Raw genomic sequence first — 16,045 nt, 5'->3', positions numbered from 1 at the left:
GTTAAACTAGCATTTTTATTTATAGAGAGTTTTTTGTGGTCACCTCATCTCCTTTTAAAGCATCTTTTTTAGGTCCTCGATACTGGCTAACGTGGATTGGCGTTTTATTCTTATATTTACTCTCTTGGTTGCCACAAAAACTACAATTAGCCATGGGTAAACAGCTGGGGCGTTTAGTTTATAAATTCATGAAACGCCGTCGCCATATTGCACAAGTAAACATTAAACTATGCTTTCCTGATATGAGCGAAGCAGATCAAAAAGACCTAGTACTCAAAAATATGGAAAATACAGGAATTGCGATGGTCGAGACCGGTATGGCTTGGTGGTGGCCGCAATGGCGTGCTCAAAAAGCATTAGGGTCTTTTAAAGGGCTTGAACACTTTGAGCGGGTGCAAGCTTCTGGCAAAGGCGTATTATTACTTATTCCTCATGTTTTACATCTTGAAATGGCTAGTCGCATAATGGGATTAGCGTGCCAAGGAGTTGGGTTTTATCGTCCTCATAACAACCCATTGATGGAATACTTTACAACCAATGGACGCCTCCGCTCTAACGAATATTTAATTGGTCGTAAGGACGTAAAAGGTCTATTAAAAGCATTAAAAAATAAAAAAGTTTGTTATTACTTGCCTGATCAAGATTACGGTCGTAACCGTTGTGAGTTTGTTCCTTTTTACGCAGTACCCGATACAGCGACCACAACAGGCACACTGATGTTTGCTGGTAGTAAGAACTGCGAGACAATGAGCTTAATCACGCGTCGTGACGACAATGGTAAGTATCACTTAGAAATATTACCTGAGCTTGAAGATTTCCCAAGTGGTGACGATAAAGCGGATGTAATACGTGTAAATCAACGTATGGAGCGTTCAATTAACGCGGCGCCTGAGCAATATATGTGGCTCCATCGCCGTTTTAAAACGAGACCAGACAAAAATACCCCTTCTTTTTATAAGAAGTAGCAGTGGAATAACACTAAATACAAAAAGTGAGTAGAGATTATGTGGTTTTGGGTTAAACATTTATCATTTGCTGCAGTATTAATTATACTGGCTATCTATTTTTTATTCAGTGATGGGCCAACATTTGATATTAGAGATTCTAAAAATGCGGCAGCTGAAGGGCTATCTCGCTTTTATTCATCCATCCGTAATCAAGTTCAAAGCAATAAAGAGCGAGATCAATTTGTACTCCAACTCAAAAAGCCAGATCAGACTCTTGATCGCGTGTTAGCGGAGCGAGGCCGAACGGTTGATCCTATGCCAACTAGCTGGACGGGCGGAATTGAGCCCAGACGTTTTGAAAGTGGAACAACGTTAAAAAAAGCACTTTCTCAATATGCTGATAATGAGGGTCTTGCGCTTTATTGGTATTTAAGTAAAGACTACGTAGTAAAAGATCATTTTAGGGTCGACAGTAATTTCACCTCTGCATTATATCAAGTAGGCAGAGCTATTAATGATGACTTTGAATATGAGGTCTACACTTATTTTTGCCACAAGCAACGTGCCGCAATAATTACTGAAAAACCGTCTGAATTTGTACGTGCTAACTGCTTAAAATTAAACATTTAACCACTTAAAATAAAAACCCAAGCTTTAGCTTGGGTTTTTAAATTTAACTTAACGCAAAAATGCTATTCCAAATATGTGTTACATGAGTAATATCATTCTGGAATGCTTCTCGTGATACTAATTTACCTTGCTGATCTAAGCTCAGTACATGGTAGCAAGAACGATAATCAATATACGCTTTGACCAACTGTTGCTTTTGCTCTTCAGTAATACAACCAATTTTAGCAGCCTCAGTTAAAATTCTTACGTTGTCAGAATAAACTATTAGCTTTTCAAATTTATAGGCATATTTGAGCACTATATATTGCGTAATAAATTCAATATCAGCCATACCACCAATATCTTGCTTTAAGTCAAATTGATCAGTATTTCCTTTTGCTAGATGATCACGCATTTTTTCACGCATTTTTATAACATCATCTTTTAGTGTTGTAGCATCGCGTTGTTGACTCAGTATATTTTTTCTAATTTCTAGAAAGCGTTCAACTAGCTCATCTTGACCTAAAATTAAGCGAGCACGAACAAGTGCTTGATGTTCCCACGTCCATGCTTGAGTTTGCTGATAATGATTAAAGCTTTCAAGGTTGATCGCTAGCAACCCTGATGCACCTTCAGGTCGTAAGCGTGTATCAAGCTCATATAAAATCCCCGATGCGGTACGTGTATTAAATAAATGCATTAGGCGTTGTGCGAGTTTTAGATAAAACTGCCTTGAATCAATTGGCTTATCGCCATCAGTTTGACTAGAACCGTCGTGGTTATGTACAAAAACTAAATCAAGATCTGAATCGTAACCCACTTCAAATCCCCCTGTTTTACCGTAAGCAATTACGGCAAACCCTTTATTTTCATCGTCAGTGCCAGGCGGCATGCCAAAACGCTTAACCGTATTATGCCATGCAATATTAACAGCTTGATCAACAATCGCTTCGGCCAGTGCTGTTAAGTGATCGCTTACTTTCATAACATCAATTACTCCAGTAGCATCAGCTGCTGCGATACGTAATTGATGTGTTTGTTTGAACTGCCTTAGAGATTCCATTTGTAGTTCTAAATCATCATGTTCAATGCGTAAGAAATATTGCCTTATTTCATATTTATAAGCAGTTAAAGGGGTCGGCTTATACAAAACTGCAGGATCAATAAGCTCGTCAAGTAAGATAGGATAGCGAGATATATGTTCTCCTATCCATTTGCTATGGCAACACAATAGTACCAGCTGCTTTAATGTTCCTGGGTTTTCGTATAATAATTCCAAGTACGCAGTACGCGAAATAATTTTATTTAGTATTTGGCAAACCATAGAAAATGCTGCACCACTGGCGTTAAAATTATTTAACTGTTTTAGTAAAGCTGGCATTAATTTATCGAGAATATCGCGCCCCCGATTACCTATTTTTGCCTTTGATATACGTTGTTTAAAATCTTTTAATGGTAATTGCCAATCATCTTTTGGCTCATTTAAAAAACTAATATCACCATGATCCCATGCACTCACAAATGCCCCTTCACTTGTATCTAAAGGCTCAGTTTCTTCACCAATCACCTGTGTAAATTCGTTATGTATTTGCTGCATGACGTGATCTATTTCAACCAATGTTGCGCCAAAATCATCCTGTTCTAATAAAGTATTTAGGCGTTGCTGGTTTAACTCATCATCCGGCAATGTTTGTGTTTGCTGGTCGTCGAATATTTGCAAGTACTGTTCAACTTTACGTAAATAAAGGTAATTATTCTCAAGACCTTGCGCTTCAAGCTCATTAATAACTTGGTTAACCGTTAACTCCTTTAACGCTTTAAGTAATGATTGCGTTTGTAAGTTAGCTTCTCGTCCACCTCTTACCATTTGCAACGCTTGAACAATAAACTCAACCTCTCGAATACCACCACCACCTAGTTTGATATTATTAGTTAAACCTTTTCGCCGCACTTCTTGGGCAATCATTAACTTCATTTTTCGTAGTGATTCAATCACTGAGAAATCAATATAGCGACGATATACAAATGGCTTTAAAAGCTGATTAAATTCATCCCAATACTGATTAGGCGTGCCAATTAAACGCCCTTTTAACATGGCATAACGTTCCCAGTCTCGTCCTTGCTCTTGGTAATAGTCTTCAATTGCGTTAAAGCTCATAACAAGTGGGCCACTTTCACCAAACGGGCGAAGTCGCATGTCAACCCTAAATACTTGCCCGTCACCGGTCGTTTGATTTAGCGCTGCAATTAGCTTTTGTGCCACCTTTGTATAAAATATTTGCGCCTCTAAGTTTCGACGTCCACCTTGTGTTTTAACACTGCGGGGATAAGCAAAAATAAGATCTATGTCTGATGAGTAATTAAGTTCTTGCCCACCTAGCTTACCCATACCAAGTACCATTAATGGCATTGCTCGGTTACCCTCATCTAAAGGTTCGCCATTAATTTTAGCAACGTGCGTATGCGCCCATTGATTCGCACTTTCTATCAACATATCAGCAAGCTGACTAATGTATTTTATGCTATCAGCAATTGGGTGATTACAGCATAGATCTAAAAATGCGACCTTAAGCCAGTACTTCTCTCGAAACTGACGAAGTATCTTATGGCATTCATTTTCATCTATCTCAGCTAAATTTCTATTTTCAAAAGGAGAGTTAATAATTCGGCTTTGTATTTCGTCTTTGCATGTTAGCCACTCTTTTAAGTCTGGCTGGGATCTTAAACTACGCCACGCAAAGTCACTTAATCCGAGTAACTTTACAATAACGGGCTCTTTATTTTGCTCTGGGTACAACTGCTCAAAGCGCATTAAGCCAAGTTTTTGTAATTGAATAGGAAGTTGCTTTACGTTACTCATCAATACTCTCTTTTATATCATCAGTAACCGTACTAGAATGATTAAAACCTAGAAAGGTTAACTCTACTTAGGAATACCATGTCTTATTTGTCATTATCTAACACTAGTTTTGTTGCGATTGCTATTAGTTTTGCGGTTATTTGCATAACTATATTTTGCCTACGAGTCGTAACTCAAATTAAAGCAAAACAAGCGCTTAAAGATGAACTTGCGCAGCACGATAACTTTGCAATGGGGATTAGTTTTGCCTCTGAAATATCAGTTGTTATTGCAACTATGGCTTTTTTGTTTGATGAAATTAGCGTAAGTACTGCGCAATCCAACCCTTTAAAAGTGATTGTACTAATTATTCTACTGTTTATTTTTATCAAAGCGGGACACTTAATTCATCGAAAATGGATTCTCCATCGTTTTAATGAAGAAGCCGCTATATTAAAACAAAACGTATGTGCTGCATTAGTCGATTCAGGTATGTTAATCGCTAACTGCATTATGACTTTAGGGCTTTATACATGGACCCATACACAAGGTCTAAGTAACTTGCTAATTGCTTTTGTTAGTTTTTTTGTCCTGCAAGGTATGTTCGCTTTTGATAGTAAAATCCGCGAGTACCGCTTTGCAAAAGCGAATCAAGGAGCTTCATTACAGAGCAACTTTAATTTAGAGAACACCTCGATAGGGATACGCTATGCTGGTAAGTCGATTGGTTTAGCACTCGCTGTGTATGCTGGTTTATCCAGTGCTGAATTTCAAAATGGTAAAATGGTAGAAAATTTATTCACTCTCGTCATGCACTGCGGTGTAATGTGGATATTACTGTATGCGCTTACTTTTGTAATAAAAGTTATATCCTTACCTAATATTGATACAGCGCTTGAGGTTGATCATCAAGATAACATAGGGATTGCTTGTATTGAATTTGCTGTTTTTTGTGCTATTGGCTACTTGCTAATTAGCATGTTTTCTATTTAGCCACCCTTTGACTGAAAAGGTTGGCCAGCGTACTAGATTGCTATGATATTAAAATTTATTTAGCGCTTGGAAAAATAAGGTGAATTTACACATCAATAGTGGGCTTACTGCACGTGAATTCAACATCGTTAATGTTGAATTCAGCTGTGTAAGATAAATTGACTATTTTTGGCTCAAGTTATTTTTCAGTGAGTTCTTTAAATTAAACAGCTATAAACGATCTACTTTTAATTAAGTTTGTATACACTGACCTAAATACGATGGGGACTTATGCCATTCCAAGTGACTAACTATTTATTAATAGACATAGATAAAGAGTTTAGCCGTTCATTTGCTGAGCACTATTTTAATAGTGAACGACGAAATACATCGAGCCCCTTAGTCATAGCGGGTTCTAATATGCGCCAATTAGTAAAAATGATGTTTGATGAGCTTATAAAAGACTATTGCTATTGCGATTTTGAAAACGAAATAAGTGTTTCTGAACTTGCCAGCTACTTGCATGAGCATCACAGTATCGAAGGTATTTTACTAAATAAAGTCGACTACTTACTGGCCGATGATGCACAGCGATTTATTTATAACTCTTTGCATAAAAATCGCATTTTAGTTAGCCAAGATGAAAATGGTTTTAACTTTTGCCCACTAACAGACCAAAGTCACTCAAATCATCTATCTTGCCACACCGATATAGCGGAAACTCCTTTGAACCTAGTTGAGTTAACAGAACAACTTAATAGAAAATAAATAATTGCACCAAGCTCACAGCTTACTTACCATAGCGGTATATAACTTTTATGCGCTAACCTATAAGTGACATTACATGCGAGTTCCTCATATTTATCAAAAATCTAACATTATCTTAAATACCCCCGTTTCGTTAGATGAAGACGCTGCAGGCCACGTTGGCCGTGTACTTCGTATGAAAGTAGGCGAAAATGTGTCTATTTTTAATGGCGAAGGCGGCGAATACCTTAGTGAAATAATTGAAGTAACTAAAAAAACAGTTGTAGTAATGCCATATGAATTTAATGCTCATGATGTTGAATCCCCCTTAAAAATTCATTTAGGTCAGTGTGTTTCACGTGGCGATAAAATGGATTTTACGATTCAAAAATCAGTTGAACTAGGGATTACCGAAATTACGCCTATTTTTAGTCAGCGCTGTGGCGTAAAACTAATAGGTGACCGCCTTGAGAAAAAACACCAACAATGGCAAAAAATCGCAATTGCAGCAGCTGAGCAGTCAGGACGTAACTTTATACCAATCATTAATCCACCGATTGATTTAAAACAGTGGCTTGCACAACAAACCAATGCAATTAAGCTCACACTCCACCCTCGTGCTGAGCACAGCATTAAAACCATTACAGTACCTAAAGATGGCGTGCGCTTTTTAGTCGGTCCTGAAGGTGGTTTTACCGATGATGAAATGGCACTAACTAAGCAACTAGATTTTGTAGATATTCGTTTAGGCCCGCGTGTTTTACGAACGGAAACGGCCGCTTTAACGGTCTTAAGTGCATTACAGCTTCAATTTGGCGATTTAGCTAATTGAAATAACTAAAAGCACCCTCATATAAACAGTAACATTTATAGTAAGGCACAGCGCATGGCAATTAAGTTAGGTATTATTTCAGATCCTATTAGTGGATTTAACATCAAAAAAGACACCGGTTTTGCAATGATGATGCAAGCGCAAGAACGCGGCTACGAAATTTATTATATGGAGATGGATGATTTATCTCTTCGTAAAGGTAAATCTTACGCTACGGCGTCTAAAGCGCAAGTATTCAACAATGCAGAAAAATGGTACGAGCTTGAAGAAAAAGCCACTATAGCCCTTGCCGACCTTGATGTAATTTTAATGCGTAAAGACCCTCCTTTTGATACTGAATACATTTACGCGACGTATATTTTAGAGCGTGCAGAACAAGAAGGTACGTTAATAATTAACAAGCCACAAAGCCTTCGCGATGCTAATGAAAAGCTATTTACAGCATGGTTTAGCGAACATACGCCAGATACCCTGGTTACACGTAGTCAAAAACAAATTCGTGAGTTTTTAGCCGAGCATAAAGACATTATTTTAAAACCACTTGATGGCATGGGTGGCGCATCTATTTTCCGCATTAGAGAAGACGACGCTAATATTGGTGTAATTTGTGAAACGTTAACCGAACACGGCAGTCGCTTTGCTATGGTGCAAAATTATATTCCTGAGATCAAACAAGGCGACAAGCGCGTATTGGTTATTGATGGCGAAGTCATTCCGTATTGTTTAGCGCGTATACCGCAAAATGGTGAAACACGCGGTAACTTAGCTGTAGGCGGTCGAGGCGAAGCGCGTCCTCTTAGCGAATCAGATTTAAAAATAGCGCAAGCTGTTGCACCAACGCTTAAAGAAAAAGGCTTAATATTTGTAGGCTTAGATATTATTGGCGATAAATTAACTGAAATTAACGTCACTGCACCAACGTGCGTGCGCGAAATTGAAGCTGCTTATGATATTTCAATTACGGGTATTTTATTTGACGCAATTGAGAAAAAACTAGGTAAATAAGCACATACCTAATCGTTACTTATAGCTTTTTTCGCATTAAAAATTAATGCAGTCACTGCTGCATTAATTTTTAATGATATACATAAGCTTATTTAGTTTTAAAAACATAGGTATATGCCATACTCAAAGTCCACTAACTTAAAAGGGTGAAATCTATGCAGTCATTAGAAAATCATTTTTTAATCGCGATGCCGTCGATGCAAGACCCTTTTTTTAAACGTGCCGTTACCTATATTTGTGAGCACAATGAAGATGGGGCTATGGGCTTGGTGATCAACCAACCTATTAATGTTACCGTTGGCGAACTACTGGACAAAATAGAAATAGATAATGATAAAACCCAGCAAGCTGCACAAGTTGCTGTATATGCAGGTGGCCCGGTTAAAACCGATCGAGGCTTTGTACTGCATTCTCCAAAACTGGGTTACACCTCAAGTCAAAAGCTCAGTAGTGACATTATGATCACTACATCTAAAGATGTACTCGCAAGTTTAACAACCGCACAAGCACCCGAGCAGTTTATCATTACCTTAGGTTATTCAGGTTGGGAGCAAGGTCAACTAGAGCAAGAACTGCTTGATAATAGTTGGTTAATTATAGAAGCTGATCCGAAGATCATTTTTAATACGCCCGTTGAAAAACGATGGGAAAAAGCGGTTTCAATGCTGGGCTTTGATATAAGCCAACTAAGCCCTGAAGCCGGTCACGCATAGTAATTTTAATTATTTAAAACTTAAACAAGACAAACATGACAAAAAAATCGCTTAAGCCGCAAGGCGAACGCACTGTAATGGGCTTTGACTTTGGCACCAAAAGTATTGGTATTGCTATTGGGCAAGAGTTAACCGGCAGTGCGTCTAGCCTTAAGGCTGTAAAAGCACAAGATGGCATTCCTAACTGGGACCATATCGCCGTACAAGTAGCCGAGTGGCAGCCTGACTTAATGGTTGTTGGTTTACCGCTAAATATGGATGGGACTTCACAAGAAGTAACCTTTAAAGCTAAAAAGTTTGCTAACAGGCTGCATAACCATTACGGCATTCCTGTGCAAACGCAAGACGAGCGCTTAACAACAGCCGATGCTAAAGCTCGTTTATTCGAGCAAGGCGGCTATAAAAACTTGGGTAAAGGTAATGTAGATAATATGTCTGCGGTTATTATTTTAGAAAGTTTTTTTGAATCTAGGGCGTGTTGATCTTTGGTGGGTGAATTTGCAGCAGTATGTTTGGTTTTTAGGCAAGGAAGAGCCTATGTAGTGTGGTTATTCCCCATAAATAGGCGATAACGCAGAATAAATACCAAACATGCACTGCCCTTTGGGTTCTTTCTAGGGACGATTAACTCTTTGTTGCTCGGTTTTTACTTAGCCCACTAGGTTACAAACCTCACGCCGCGATTTAATCGCCCCTAGATTGAACAAATTTCAATCCACAAAGATCAACACGCCCTAGTTACGGTGAATAATAAGGCCGTATAAAATATAAAAGCGCCAACTTGGCGCTTTTATATTTTTCATTTAGCATTTAGTAATTACTGTCTTTTCCATCTAAACCATCTATCGTTACACCTTGTAAAAAACCAGCTCCTTGTTGTTCATTATTACGTAGTTTAATCATCAAACGTAAATCATTCGGCGAGTCAGCATGGTGCAGCGCATCAGCATAGTTAATTGATTGTTGTTTATAAAGTTCAAATAATGCTTGATCAAAAGTTTGCATGCCCATTTCTTTCGATTTTGCCATCGCCTCTTTAATACCACCAATATCACCATTTTTAATGAGCTCTGCAATCATCGGCGAGTTAAGTAGTATTTCGATTGCTGCAACACGACCTTCACCATCAGAAGTAGGTAATAACTGTTGAGCAATAATAGCGCGCAAATTTAGCGCTAAATCGTATTTAAGCTTATCGTGCTTTTCTTTAGGTACTAAATGCATTATTCGATCAATAGCTTGGTTAGCATTATTAGCGTGTAGTGTAGCAACACATAAATGACCTGTTTCAGCAAAGCTAAGTGCATATTCCATGGTTTCTTGTGAGCGTATTTCACCAATCAAAATTACATCGGGTGCTTGGCGCAATGAGCTTTTGAGTGCTGATTCAAAACTTTCTGTATCAAGCCCTACTTCGCGCTGAGTAATAATACTTTTACGATGTTCGTGAACAAACTCAATAGGATCTTCAATTGTTAAAATGTGACCACGTTGATGACGATTTCTATAACCAATAAGCGCCGCTAAAGACGTTGATTTACCCGTCCCTGTACCACCCACAAATAACACAAGCCCACGCTTAGACATAATTACATCCGTTAGCGTAGAAGGCAGACCTAACTCTTCTACATCAGGTATTTGCGTAACTATTCGACGAATAACCATACCGGCTCTATCACGCTGCCAAAAGGCAGAAATACGAAAACGCCCTTCGTCAGTTGCAATCGCAAAGTTGCATTCTTTAGTTGCGTGATACTCCGCTTTTTGCTTTTCGCTCATAGCAGACTCAACAAGATCGAGCGCTTCTTCATCAGTTAACTTTTCATCACCTAAGTGGATAAGTTCGCCATTAATTTTAGCGCTTACAGGCAACCTACTTGATACAAATAAATCAGAGCCTTTTTTCTCAATCATTAACAGTAAAAAATGATTTAAAGATAACGTCATAATAGTTCCTTAACCGCCAAATTGTGTTTTGTCTTGTGCTTTTTCTTTAGCTGCAACGTTACTAACAATACCGTGATTAACTAAGTTTGTTAAACACTGATCCATTGTTTGCATACCAACGGATGCGCCAGTTTGGATAGATGAATACATTTGCGCTACTTTATCTTCACGAATTAAGTTACGAATAGCAGGCACTGCAATCATAATTTCATGTGCAGCGACTCGCCCACCACCCACTTTTTTAAGTAATGTTTGTGAAATTACTGCGCGTAATGATTCAGACAACATTGAACGGATCATTGCTTTTTCTTCACCAGGAAATACATCGATAATACGGTCAATCGTTTTTGGTGCTGAAGTGGTATGTAGCGTACCAAATACCAAGTGCCCGGTTTCGGCTGCGGTCATTGCAAGACGAATTGTTTCTAAATCACGTAGCTCACCGACTAATATCACATCAGGGTCTTCACGCAGAGCACTACGTAGCGCGTTTGAGAAACTATGTGTATCGCGATGCACTTCTCGCTGGTTAATTAGACTTAATTTATTATCGTGAACAAACTCGATTGGATCTTCAATTGTTAAAATATGATGATGTTTATTTTGATTTATATAATCGACCATCGCGGCAAGTGTTGTTGATTTACCCGAACCCGTAGGCCCTGTAACCAGAACTAGTCCTCGTGGAGTATCAGATATTTTTTTAAAAATTTCTGGCGCACCTAAATCATCAAGCGTTAACACTTCACTTGGTATGGTACGAAACACTGCTGCTGGTCCGCGATTAGAATTAAACGCATTCACACGAAAGCGTGCTAAATTAGGTACTTCAAACGAAAAATCCACTTCGAGGTTTTGTTCGTAGTCCTTGCGTTGATTATCGTTCATAATATCGTAAACCAGACTGTTTACGTCTTTATCTTCTAATGCAGGTATATTAATGCGACGAACATCACCGTCTACGCGTATCATAGGTGAAACACCCGACGATAGGTGTAAATCGGATGCTTTATATTGCACACTAAACGCTAATAATTCGGTAATATCCATTTATGACTCCACAACTAACTGATAAATATATGGTTACAATAGCAGAACGACTCACATCCGCCTACGCTAGAATTGCAATGGCTGCAAAAAATGCACAGCGAAATAACAACGAAATAACCTTGCTGGCAGTGTCTAAAACGAAACCAAGCGAAGATATAATTGCAGCTTACAAACACGGCCAGCGCGAATTTGGTGAATCTTATGTTCAAGAGGCTATAGATAAAATAGCTCAACTACAGTCATATAGCGACATCATTTGGCATTTCATTGGCCCTATTCAATCCAATAAAAGTGCCTTAGTGGCTGCCAATTTTGACTGGGTGCAAAGCGTTGATCGCATGAAAATAGCGAAACGATTAAACTCCCAGCGCCCAGGCGATAAAGCGCCTCTAAATGTACTTATTCAAGTAAATATAAGTAATGAGGAAGCAAAGTCAGGTTGCCACCGCGATGAAATAGATGAACTTGCCGATTATATAAACCAATGTGAGCACCTAACACTTCGAGGTTTAATGGCAATTCCTGCTAAAAGCGACAAACTGGATACACAAATTCAATCTTTTGAGCAATTGCAAACTTGCTTTGATAAACTAAAGACCCAATATCCTCAAGTAGATACTTTGTCGATGGGTATGAGTAACGATGTTGAAGCTGCCATTAGTGCAGGTTCAACCATGGTGAGGATCGGCACAGACATTTTTGGAACACGAACTTAAAAGGTGATAACAGATTTATGTCAGATAAAAAAATCGCATTTATAGGCACAGGTAATATGAGTTACGCCATTATTGGTGGCATGGTAAAAAACGGTTTTAACGCAAGTAATATTATTGCAACTAACCGCAACCAAGAAAAGCTTGCAAAGGTAGCATTTGATTTCAAGGTGCAAACCACCAGTGACAATAACGAAGCCCTGCGCGATGCTGATGTAATTGTTTTGTCTGTTAAACCACAAATGATGGGCGATTTATGTAAATCGTTTCAAGAGTCAGGCATAGACTTTAGCAATAAACTGTTTATTTCTGTTGCTGCGGGCTTAACCGTAAAACGTTTGCGCGAAATGCTAGGTAAAGACGTTAAAATGGTACGTTGCATGCCAAATACACCGTCTTTATTAGGTCGCGGAGTATCAGGTTTATATGGTGCGGGCGAAACACAAAGCGAACACGAATTTGTACAACAAGTTTTTGAATGCACTGGCGTTGTGGTATGGGTTGAAGAAGAGTCACAAATAAACGATATTATTGCTGTGACCGGCTCATCACCTGCTTACTTTTTCTTGTTTATGGAAGCCATTGAAGAAAAAGCCAAAGCACTGGGCTTTAACGACGAAGACGCTCGTCGTTTAGTGCAACAAACAGCCCTTGGCGCCGCCGAAATGGCACTTAGCCAGCCTGATATTAGTATTTCGCAACTACGTTCGAACGTAACATCTAAAGGCGGTACTACTCACGCAGCTGTTGAGCACTTAAAAGATGAAGGCTTAACTAAAACCGTTGGCGATGCAATGGATGCGTGTATTGCGCGTGCAGAGCAAATGGAAAAAGAACTTTAAAACTACTTTTTTATTGAAGGTTACACTATGAATGCCATGCAATTTTTAATCAGTACCTTGTTTGATTTGTTTTTAATGGTGGTATTACTGCGCTTTTGGCTGCAGTGGGCAAAAGCCGACTTTTACAACCCAATGAGCCAGTTTGTGGTTAAAGCCACTTCGTTTGCAGTAAAACCACTGCGTAAAATCATTCCTGGATTTGGTGGGCTTGATTTAGCTTCTCTGTTGCTGGCATTTATAGTCGCTGTAGCCAAAATCAGTACTTTAATGCTTGTTATATATAATGCGTGGGCAATACAGCCTGTACTTATTCAAGCACTTATAACGGTACTAAAAGAAGGCCTTAATTTAGTATTTTGGGTACTTATTATTCGCGCTATTTTAAGTTGGGTTAGCCAAGGTTATAACCCTATAGAAGCGGTTTTCCATCAGCTTACTGAACCAATGCTAAAACCAATTCGTAAAATATTGCCATCAATGGGTGGCTTAGATTTATCAGTTTTAGTACTTATTATTGGTATTCAGTTTTTGCAAATGCTGCTTATGGATTTTTTAGTCTAATATGGATTTTTTAATTAGAGGCCCAAAGGCCTCTTTTTTATATGTTTTGAGGAATACATAATGAACCGTTTAATTAAGTTTTGTTTTATTGCTTGTTTAGCATTTGCATTTAACGCGCAAAGCGAAGAAATGCAAGGCGCACAATACAAAGAGCTTGGCCCATGGCAAGTGCATTACATTGCTTTTCCTTCTACTTTTATTCAGCCAAAAATAGCAAAAGCGTATGGCCTTGAGCGAAGCGGATACAAAGGCATTGTGAATATTTCTGTTTTAAAAAATGATGCCGAAAATACAGCCCAAACAGCAAAGCTTACTGGCACAGCTAGAAACCTACTTGGCAACAAACAAACGCTTACTTTTAAAGAAGTAAAAGAAGGTGATTCAATTTATTACCTTGCCCAAGTTGATTACACCAACGAAGAGATTTTACGCTTTGAGATTGAAATACAGCAAAGTAATCAATTTCAAAAATTACAGTTTCAGCAAAAATTTTACGTAGATTAATAACATGACCAAAACTTTAGTACTTGCTACAGGTAACCCTGGCAAAGTAAAAGAGCTAGCTAATATGCTAAGCTCTCTGAATATTAATGTAGTTCCACAGAGCGACTTTAACGTAGGTGAAGTTGCCGAAACCGGTACTACCTTTGTTGAAAATGCCATTATTAAAGCGCGCCATGCCGCTAAAATTACCGGCATGCCAGCTATTGCCGATGACTCAGGTTTAGAAGTTGATGGCTTAAATGGTGCGCCCGGTGTGTATTCTGCTCGCTTTGCAGGCACAGGTGCCAGCGATCAAGATAACATTGATAAGTTACTCGTTGATTTAAGTAATAATCCTATCCGAAGTGCACGTTTTTGGTGTGTACTGGTGTTAATGCGCCACGCAGACGACCCGACTCCGCTTATTTGTAGTGCTAGTTGGGAGGGCAAAATTACGCTCACTCAAAATGGCAATGGTGGTTTTGGTTACGATCCAGTATTTTTTGTAGCAGAACAAAATTGCACCAGTGCTGAGCTAACTAAAGAGCAAAAAAATGCAGTGAGTCATCGCGGACAAGCGCTGCAAAAATTATTACTAGAACTACAGCAAAAAGGCGGCCTGTGAACCTTCCACCACTGAGCTTATATGTGCATGTGCCTTGGTGCGTGCAAAAATGCCCGTACTGCGATTTTAATAGCCACGGACAAAAAGGTGAAATACCTGAAGCTGAATATGTTCAACATTTAATTGATGACTTAAAAGCGGATTTGCACCTAGTAAAAGGGCGTAAAATTCACAGTATTTTTATTGGTGGCGGCACTCCGAGCTTATTAACTGGTGCAGCTTATACCCGATTATTAAATGAAGTCGACAACCTAATTGGGCTTGAAGAACACTGCGAAATTACCCTTGAAGCCAACCCTGGTACAGTAGAAACAGGTCGCTTTAAAGATTACGTAAAAGCAGGCATTAACCGTATTTCTATTGGTGTACAAAGCATGCAAAACGACAAGTTAAAAGCACTTGGTCGGATTCATGGCAGCGACGAGGCTAATTATGCTGCGCAGCAGGCTAAAGAAGCCGGTTTAAATAGCTTTAACCTTGATTTAATGCACGGCTTACCAGGGCAAACACTTGACGATGCACTGAGTGATTTAAAGCAAATTATAGCGCTCGATCCACCACATATATCTTGGTATCAACTAACTATTGAACCCAATACGCAGTTTGCTTCAAAACCCCCTACCTTGCCACAAGACGAAACACTGTGGGATATTCAAGAACAAGGAATAGAATTACTCAAACAAGCCGGTTACGTACAATACGAAATATCGGGTTATGCAAAACCGGGCTATCAATGCCAACATAACTTGAATTATTGGCGTTTTGGCGATTATCTTGGTATTGGCTGCGGCGCACATGGTAAGGTTACTGATGAAAATACAGGGCTTATAACGCGCACCGAAAAGGTTAAGCACCCGCGCGGTTATATGGATTTAATTAAACCGTATATGTACAAAAGCTGGCATGTAGAGCAAGACGATTTAGCATTTGAATTTTTTATGAATCGCTTTCGCCTTGTTGAGCCTTGCCCAATTAATGATTTTAATAAACTAACAACACTGCCACTGCAAAGTCAACAAAGCGCACTAAACCAAGCACTTAATAAAGGTTTATTGACTCAAACAGACAGTCATTGGCAGGTAACCTTAAAAGGTCATCGCTTTTTAAATGACCTACTAGAATTGTTCGTGTAGCGCTAAGGCACTACACGACAATATAAA

Annotated in this window: 17 protein-coding genes; 14 read left to right on the top strand and 3 right to left on the bottom strand. The window is 38.9% G+C overall.

Translation table 11 applies throughout. The annotated features are described in order from the left end of the window. The first annotated feature begins 35 nt into the window (after positions 1–35). Positions 36–965 carry an LpxL/LpxP family Kdo(2)-lipid IV(A) lauroyl/palmitoleoyl acyltransferase gene (lpxL, locus tag D172_RS02760; RefSeq protein ID WP_007376513.1) on the top strand — a complete coding sequence of 310 codons (930 nt, stop codon included), beginning with the start codon at positions 36–38 and terminating at the stop codon, positions 963–965. Between the two features lie 39 nt (positions 966–1,004). Continuing rightward, the gene (locus D172_RS02755) at positions 1,005–1,577 is read left to right on the top strand and encodes a toxin co-regulated pilus biosynthesis Q family protein (RefSeq protein ID WP_007376514.1); all 573 of its coding nucleotides are present in this window, start codon (positions 1,005–1,007) and stop codon (positions 1,575–1,577) included. A 43-nt stretch (positions 1,578–1,620) separates the two neighbouring features. Here D172_RS02755 and glnE read toward each other — a convergent pair whose 3' ends face one another. After that, positions 1,621–4,416 (bottom strand): bifunctional [glutamate--ammonia ligase]-adenylyl-L-tyrosine phosphorylase/[glutamate--ammonia-ligase] adenylyltransferase, encoded by a 2,796-nt coding sequence (gene glnE, locus D172_RS02750; protein ID WP_007376515.1) that lies wholly within the window; start codon positions 4,414–4,416, stop codon positions 1,621–1,623. 78 nt (positions 4,417–4,494) lie between these two features. Between glnE and D172_RS02745 the strand changes: the two genes are divergently transcribed. From D172_RS02745 to ruvX, 6 genes are all read left to right on the top strand, one after another. Further along, the gene (locus D172_RS02745) at positions 4,495–5,388 is read left to right on the top strand and encodes a hypothetical protein (RefSeq protein ID WP_007376516.1); all 894 of its coding nucleotides are present in this window, start codon (positions 4,495–4,497) and stop codon (positions 5,386–5,388) included. A gap of 270 nt (positions 5,389–5,658) precedes the next feature. Then, positions 5,659–6,135, top strand: a complete 477-nt coding sequence (locus D172_RS02740; RefSeq protein WP_007376517.1) for a hypothetical protein — start codon at positions 5,659–5,661, stop codon at positions 6,133–6,135. A 76-nt stretch (positions 6,136–6,211) separates the two neighbouring features. Next, positions 6,212–6,946 carry a 16S rRNA (uracil(1498)-N(3))-methyltransferase gene (gene rsmE, locus D172_RS02735; protein WP_007376518.1) on the top strand — a complete coding sequence of 245 codons (735 nt, stop codon included), beginning with the start codon at positions 6,212–6,214 and terminating at the stop codon, positions 6,944–6,946. Between the two features lie 54 nt (positions 6,947–7,000). After that, a complete protein-coding gene (gene gshB / locus D172_RS02730) occupies positions 7,001–7,951 on the top strand; it encodes a glutathione synthase (protein WP_007376519.1) in 951 nt (316 codons plus the stop codon). A gap of 155 nt (positions 7,952–8,106) precedes the next feature. After that, the gene (locus D172_RS02725) at positions 8,107–8,664 is read left to right on the top strand and encodes a YqgE/AlgH family protein (protein WP_007376520.1); all 558 of its coding nucleotides are present in this window, start codon (positions 8,107–8,109) and stop codon (positions 8,662–8,664) included. Positions 8,665–8,699: 35 nt separating this feature from the next. After that, positions 8,700–9,146 (top strand): Holliday junction resolvase RuvX, encoded by a 447-nt coding sequence (gene ruvX / locus D172_RS02720; protein WP_007376521.1) that lies wholly within the window; start codon positions 8,700–8,702, stop codon positions 9,144–9,146. A gap of 328 nt (positions 9,147–9,474) precedes the next feature. Here the strand turns inward: ruvX and D172_RS02715 are convergent, their stop codons facing one another. Both D172_RS02715 and D172_RS02710 read right to left on the bottom strand, forming a co-directional pair. Continuing rightward, positions 9,475–10,611, bottom strand: coding sequence for a PilT/PilU family type 4a pilus ATPase (locus D172_RS02715; protein ID WP_007376522.1), 1,137 nt, complete (start codon positions 10,609–10,611; stop codon positions 9,475–9,477). Positions 10,612–10,620: 9 nt separating this feature from the next. After that, positions 10,621–11,661: a type IV pilus twitching motility protein PilT gene (locus D172_RS02710; protein WP_007376523.1), complete on the bottom strand. Its 1,041-nt coding sequence runs from the start codon at positions 11,659–11,661 to the stop codon at positions 10,621–10,623. 2 nt (positions 11,662–11,663) lie between these two features. On the opposite strand from D172_RS02710, the gene D172_RS02705 reads away from it, so the two are divergent. Genes D172_RS02705 through hemW form a run of 6 tightly spaced genes read left to right on the top strand, consistent with a single transcriptional unit; the run spans position 11,664 to position 16,018 of the window. After that, the gene (locus D172_RS02705; RefSeq protein ID WP_033023384.1) at positions 11,664–12,377 is read left to right on the top strand and encodes a YggS family pyridoxal phosphate-dependent enzyme; all 714 of its coding nucleotides are present in this window, start codon (positions 11,664–11,666) and stop codon (positions 12,375–12,377) included. Between the two features lie 17 nt (positions 12,378–12,394). Beyond that, positions 12,395–13,216: a pyrroline-5-carboxylate reductase gene (gene proC / locus D172_RS02700; protein WP_007376525.1), complete on the top strand. Its 822-nt coding sequence runs from the start codon at positions 12,395–12,397 to the stop codon at positions 13,214–13,216. 27 nt (positions 13,217–13,243) lie between these two features. Further along, positions 13,244–13,777 carry a YggT family protein gene (locus tag D172_RS02695; protein ID WP_002962568.1) on the top strand — a complete coding sequence of 178 codons (534 nt, stop codon included), beginning with the start codon at positions 13,244–13,246 and terminating at the stop codon, positions 13,775–13,777. A 60-nt stretch (positions 13,778–13,837) separates the two neighbouring features. Continuing rightward, positions 13,838–14,281, top strand: a complete 444-nt coding sequence (locus D172_RS02690; protein WP_007376526.1) for a DUF4426 domain-containing protein — start codon at positions 13,838–13,840, stop codon at positions 14,279–14,281. A 4-nt stretch (positions 14,282–14,285) separates the two neighbouring features. Next, the gene (locus tag D172_RS02685) at positions 14,286–14,885 is read left to right on the top strand and encodes an XTP/dITP diphosphatase (RefSeq protein ID WP_007376527.1); all 600 of its coding nucleotides are present in this window, start codon (positions 14,286–14,288) and stop codon (positions 14,883–14,885) included. Next, positions 14,882–16,018: a radical SAM family heme chaperone HemW gene (hemW, locus tag D172_RS02680; protein ID WP_007376528.1), complete on the top strand. Its 1,137-nt coding sequence runs from the start codon at positions 14,882–14,884 to the stop codon at positions 16,016–16,018. Before D172_RS02685 ends, hemW begins: the two co-directional genes overlap by 4 nt. Positions 16,019–16,045: the final 27 nt, after the last annotated feature.

Source organism: Pseudoalteromonas sp. Bsw20308 (assembly GCF_000310105.2).
GTDB lineage: Bacteria > Pseudomonadota > Gammaproteobacteria > Enterobacterales > Alteromonadaceae > Pseudoalteromonas > Pseudoalteromonas fuliginea.
Note: the sequence above shows the minus strand (reverse complement) of the source record. Positions and strands in the feature narration are given on the sequence as shown.

What these genes read in the sequence shown, in the direction of transcription:
- rsmE (WP_007376518.1), top strand. Translation starts at nt 6,212, where the DNA reads ATGCGAGTTCCTCATATTTATCAAAAATCTAACATTATCTTAAATACC.
- D172_RS02755 (WP_007376514.1), top strand. Translation starts at nt 1,005, where the DNA reads ATGTGGTTTTGGGTTAAACATTTATCATTTGCTGCAGTATTAATTATA.
- glnE (WP_007376515.1), bottom strand. Translation starts at nt 4,416, where the DNA reads ATGAGTAACGTAAAGCAACTTCCTATTCAATTACAAAAACTTGGCTTA.
- D172_RS02715 (WP_007376522.1), bottom strand. Translation starts at nt 10,611, where the DNA reads ATGACGTTATCTTTAAATCATTTTTTACTGTTAATGATTGAGAAAAAA.
- D172_RS02745 (WP_007376516.1), top strand. Translation starts at nt 4,495, where the DNA reads ATGTCTTATTTGTCATTATCTAACACTAGTTTTGTTGCGATTGCTATT.
- D172_RS02705 (WP_033023384.1), top strand. Translation starts at nt 11,664, where the DNA reads ATGACTCCACAACTAACTGATAAATATATGGTTACAATAGCAGAACGA.
- gshB (WP_007376519.1), top strand. Translation starts at nt 7,001, where the DNA reads ATGGCAATTAAGTTAGGTATTATTTCAGATCCTATTAGTGGATTTAAC.
- D172_RS02740 (WP_007376517.1), top strand. Translation starts at nt 5,659, where the DNA reads ATGCCATTCCAAGTGACTAACTATTTATTAATAGACATAGATAAAGAG.
- proC (WP_007376525.1), top strand. Translation starts at nt 12,395, where the DNA reads ATGTCAGATAAAAAAATCGCATTTATAGGCACAGGTAATATGAGTTAC.
- D172_RS02710 (WP_007376523.1), bottom strand. Translation starts at nt 11,661, where the DNA reads ATGGATATTACCGAATTATTAGCGTTTAGTGTGCAATATAAAGCATCC.
- D172_RS02685 (WP_007376527.1), top strand. Translation starts at nt 14,286, where the DNA reads ATGACCAAAACTTTAGTACTTGCTACAGGTAACCCTGGCAAAGTAAAA.
- D172_RS02695 (WP_002962568.1), top strand. Translation starts at nt 13,244, where the DNA reads ATGAATGCCATGCAATTTTTAATCAGTACCTTGTTTGATTTGTTTTTA.
- D172_RS02725 (WP_007376520.1), top strand. Translation starts at nt 8,107, where the DNA reads ATGCAGTCATTAGAAAATCATTTTTTAATCGCGATGCCGTCGATGCAA.
- ruvX (WP_007376521.1), top strand. Translation starts at nt 8,700, where the DNA reads ATGACAAAAAAATCGCTTAAGCCGCAAGGCGAACGCACTGTAATGGGC.
- D172_RS02690 (WP_007376526.1), top strand. Translation starts at nt 13,838, where the DNA reads ATGAACCGTTTAATTAAGTTTTGTTTTATTGCTTGTTTAGCATTTGCA.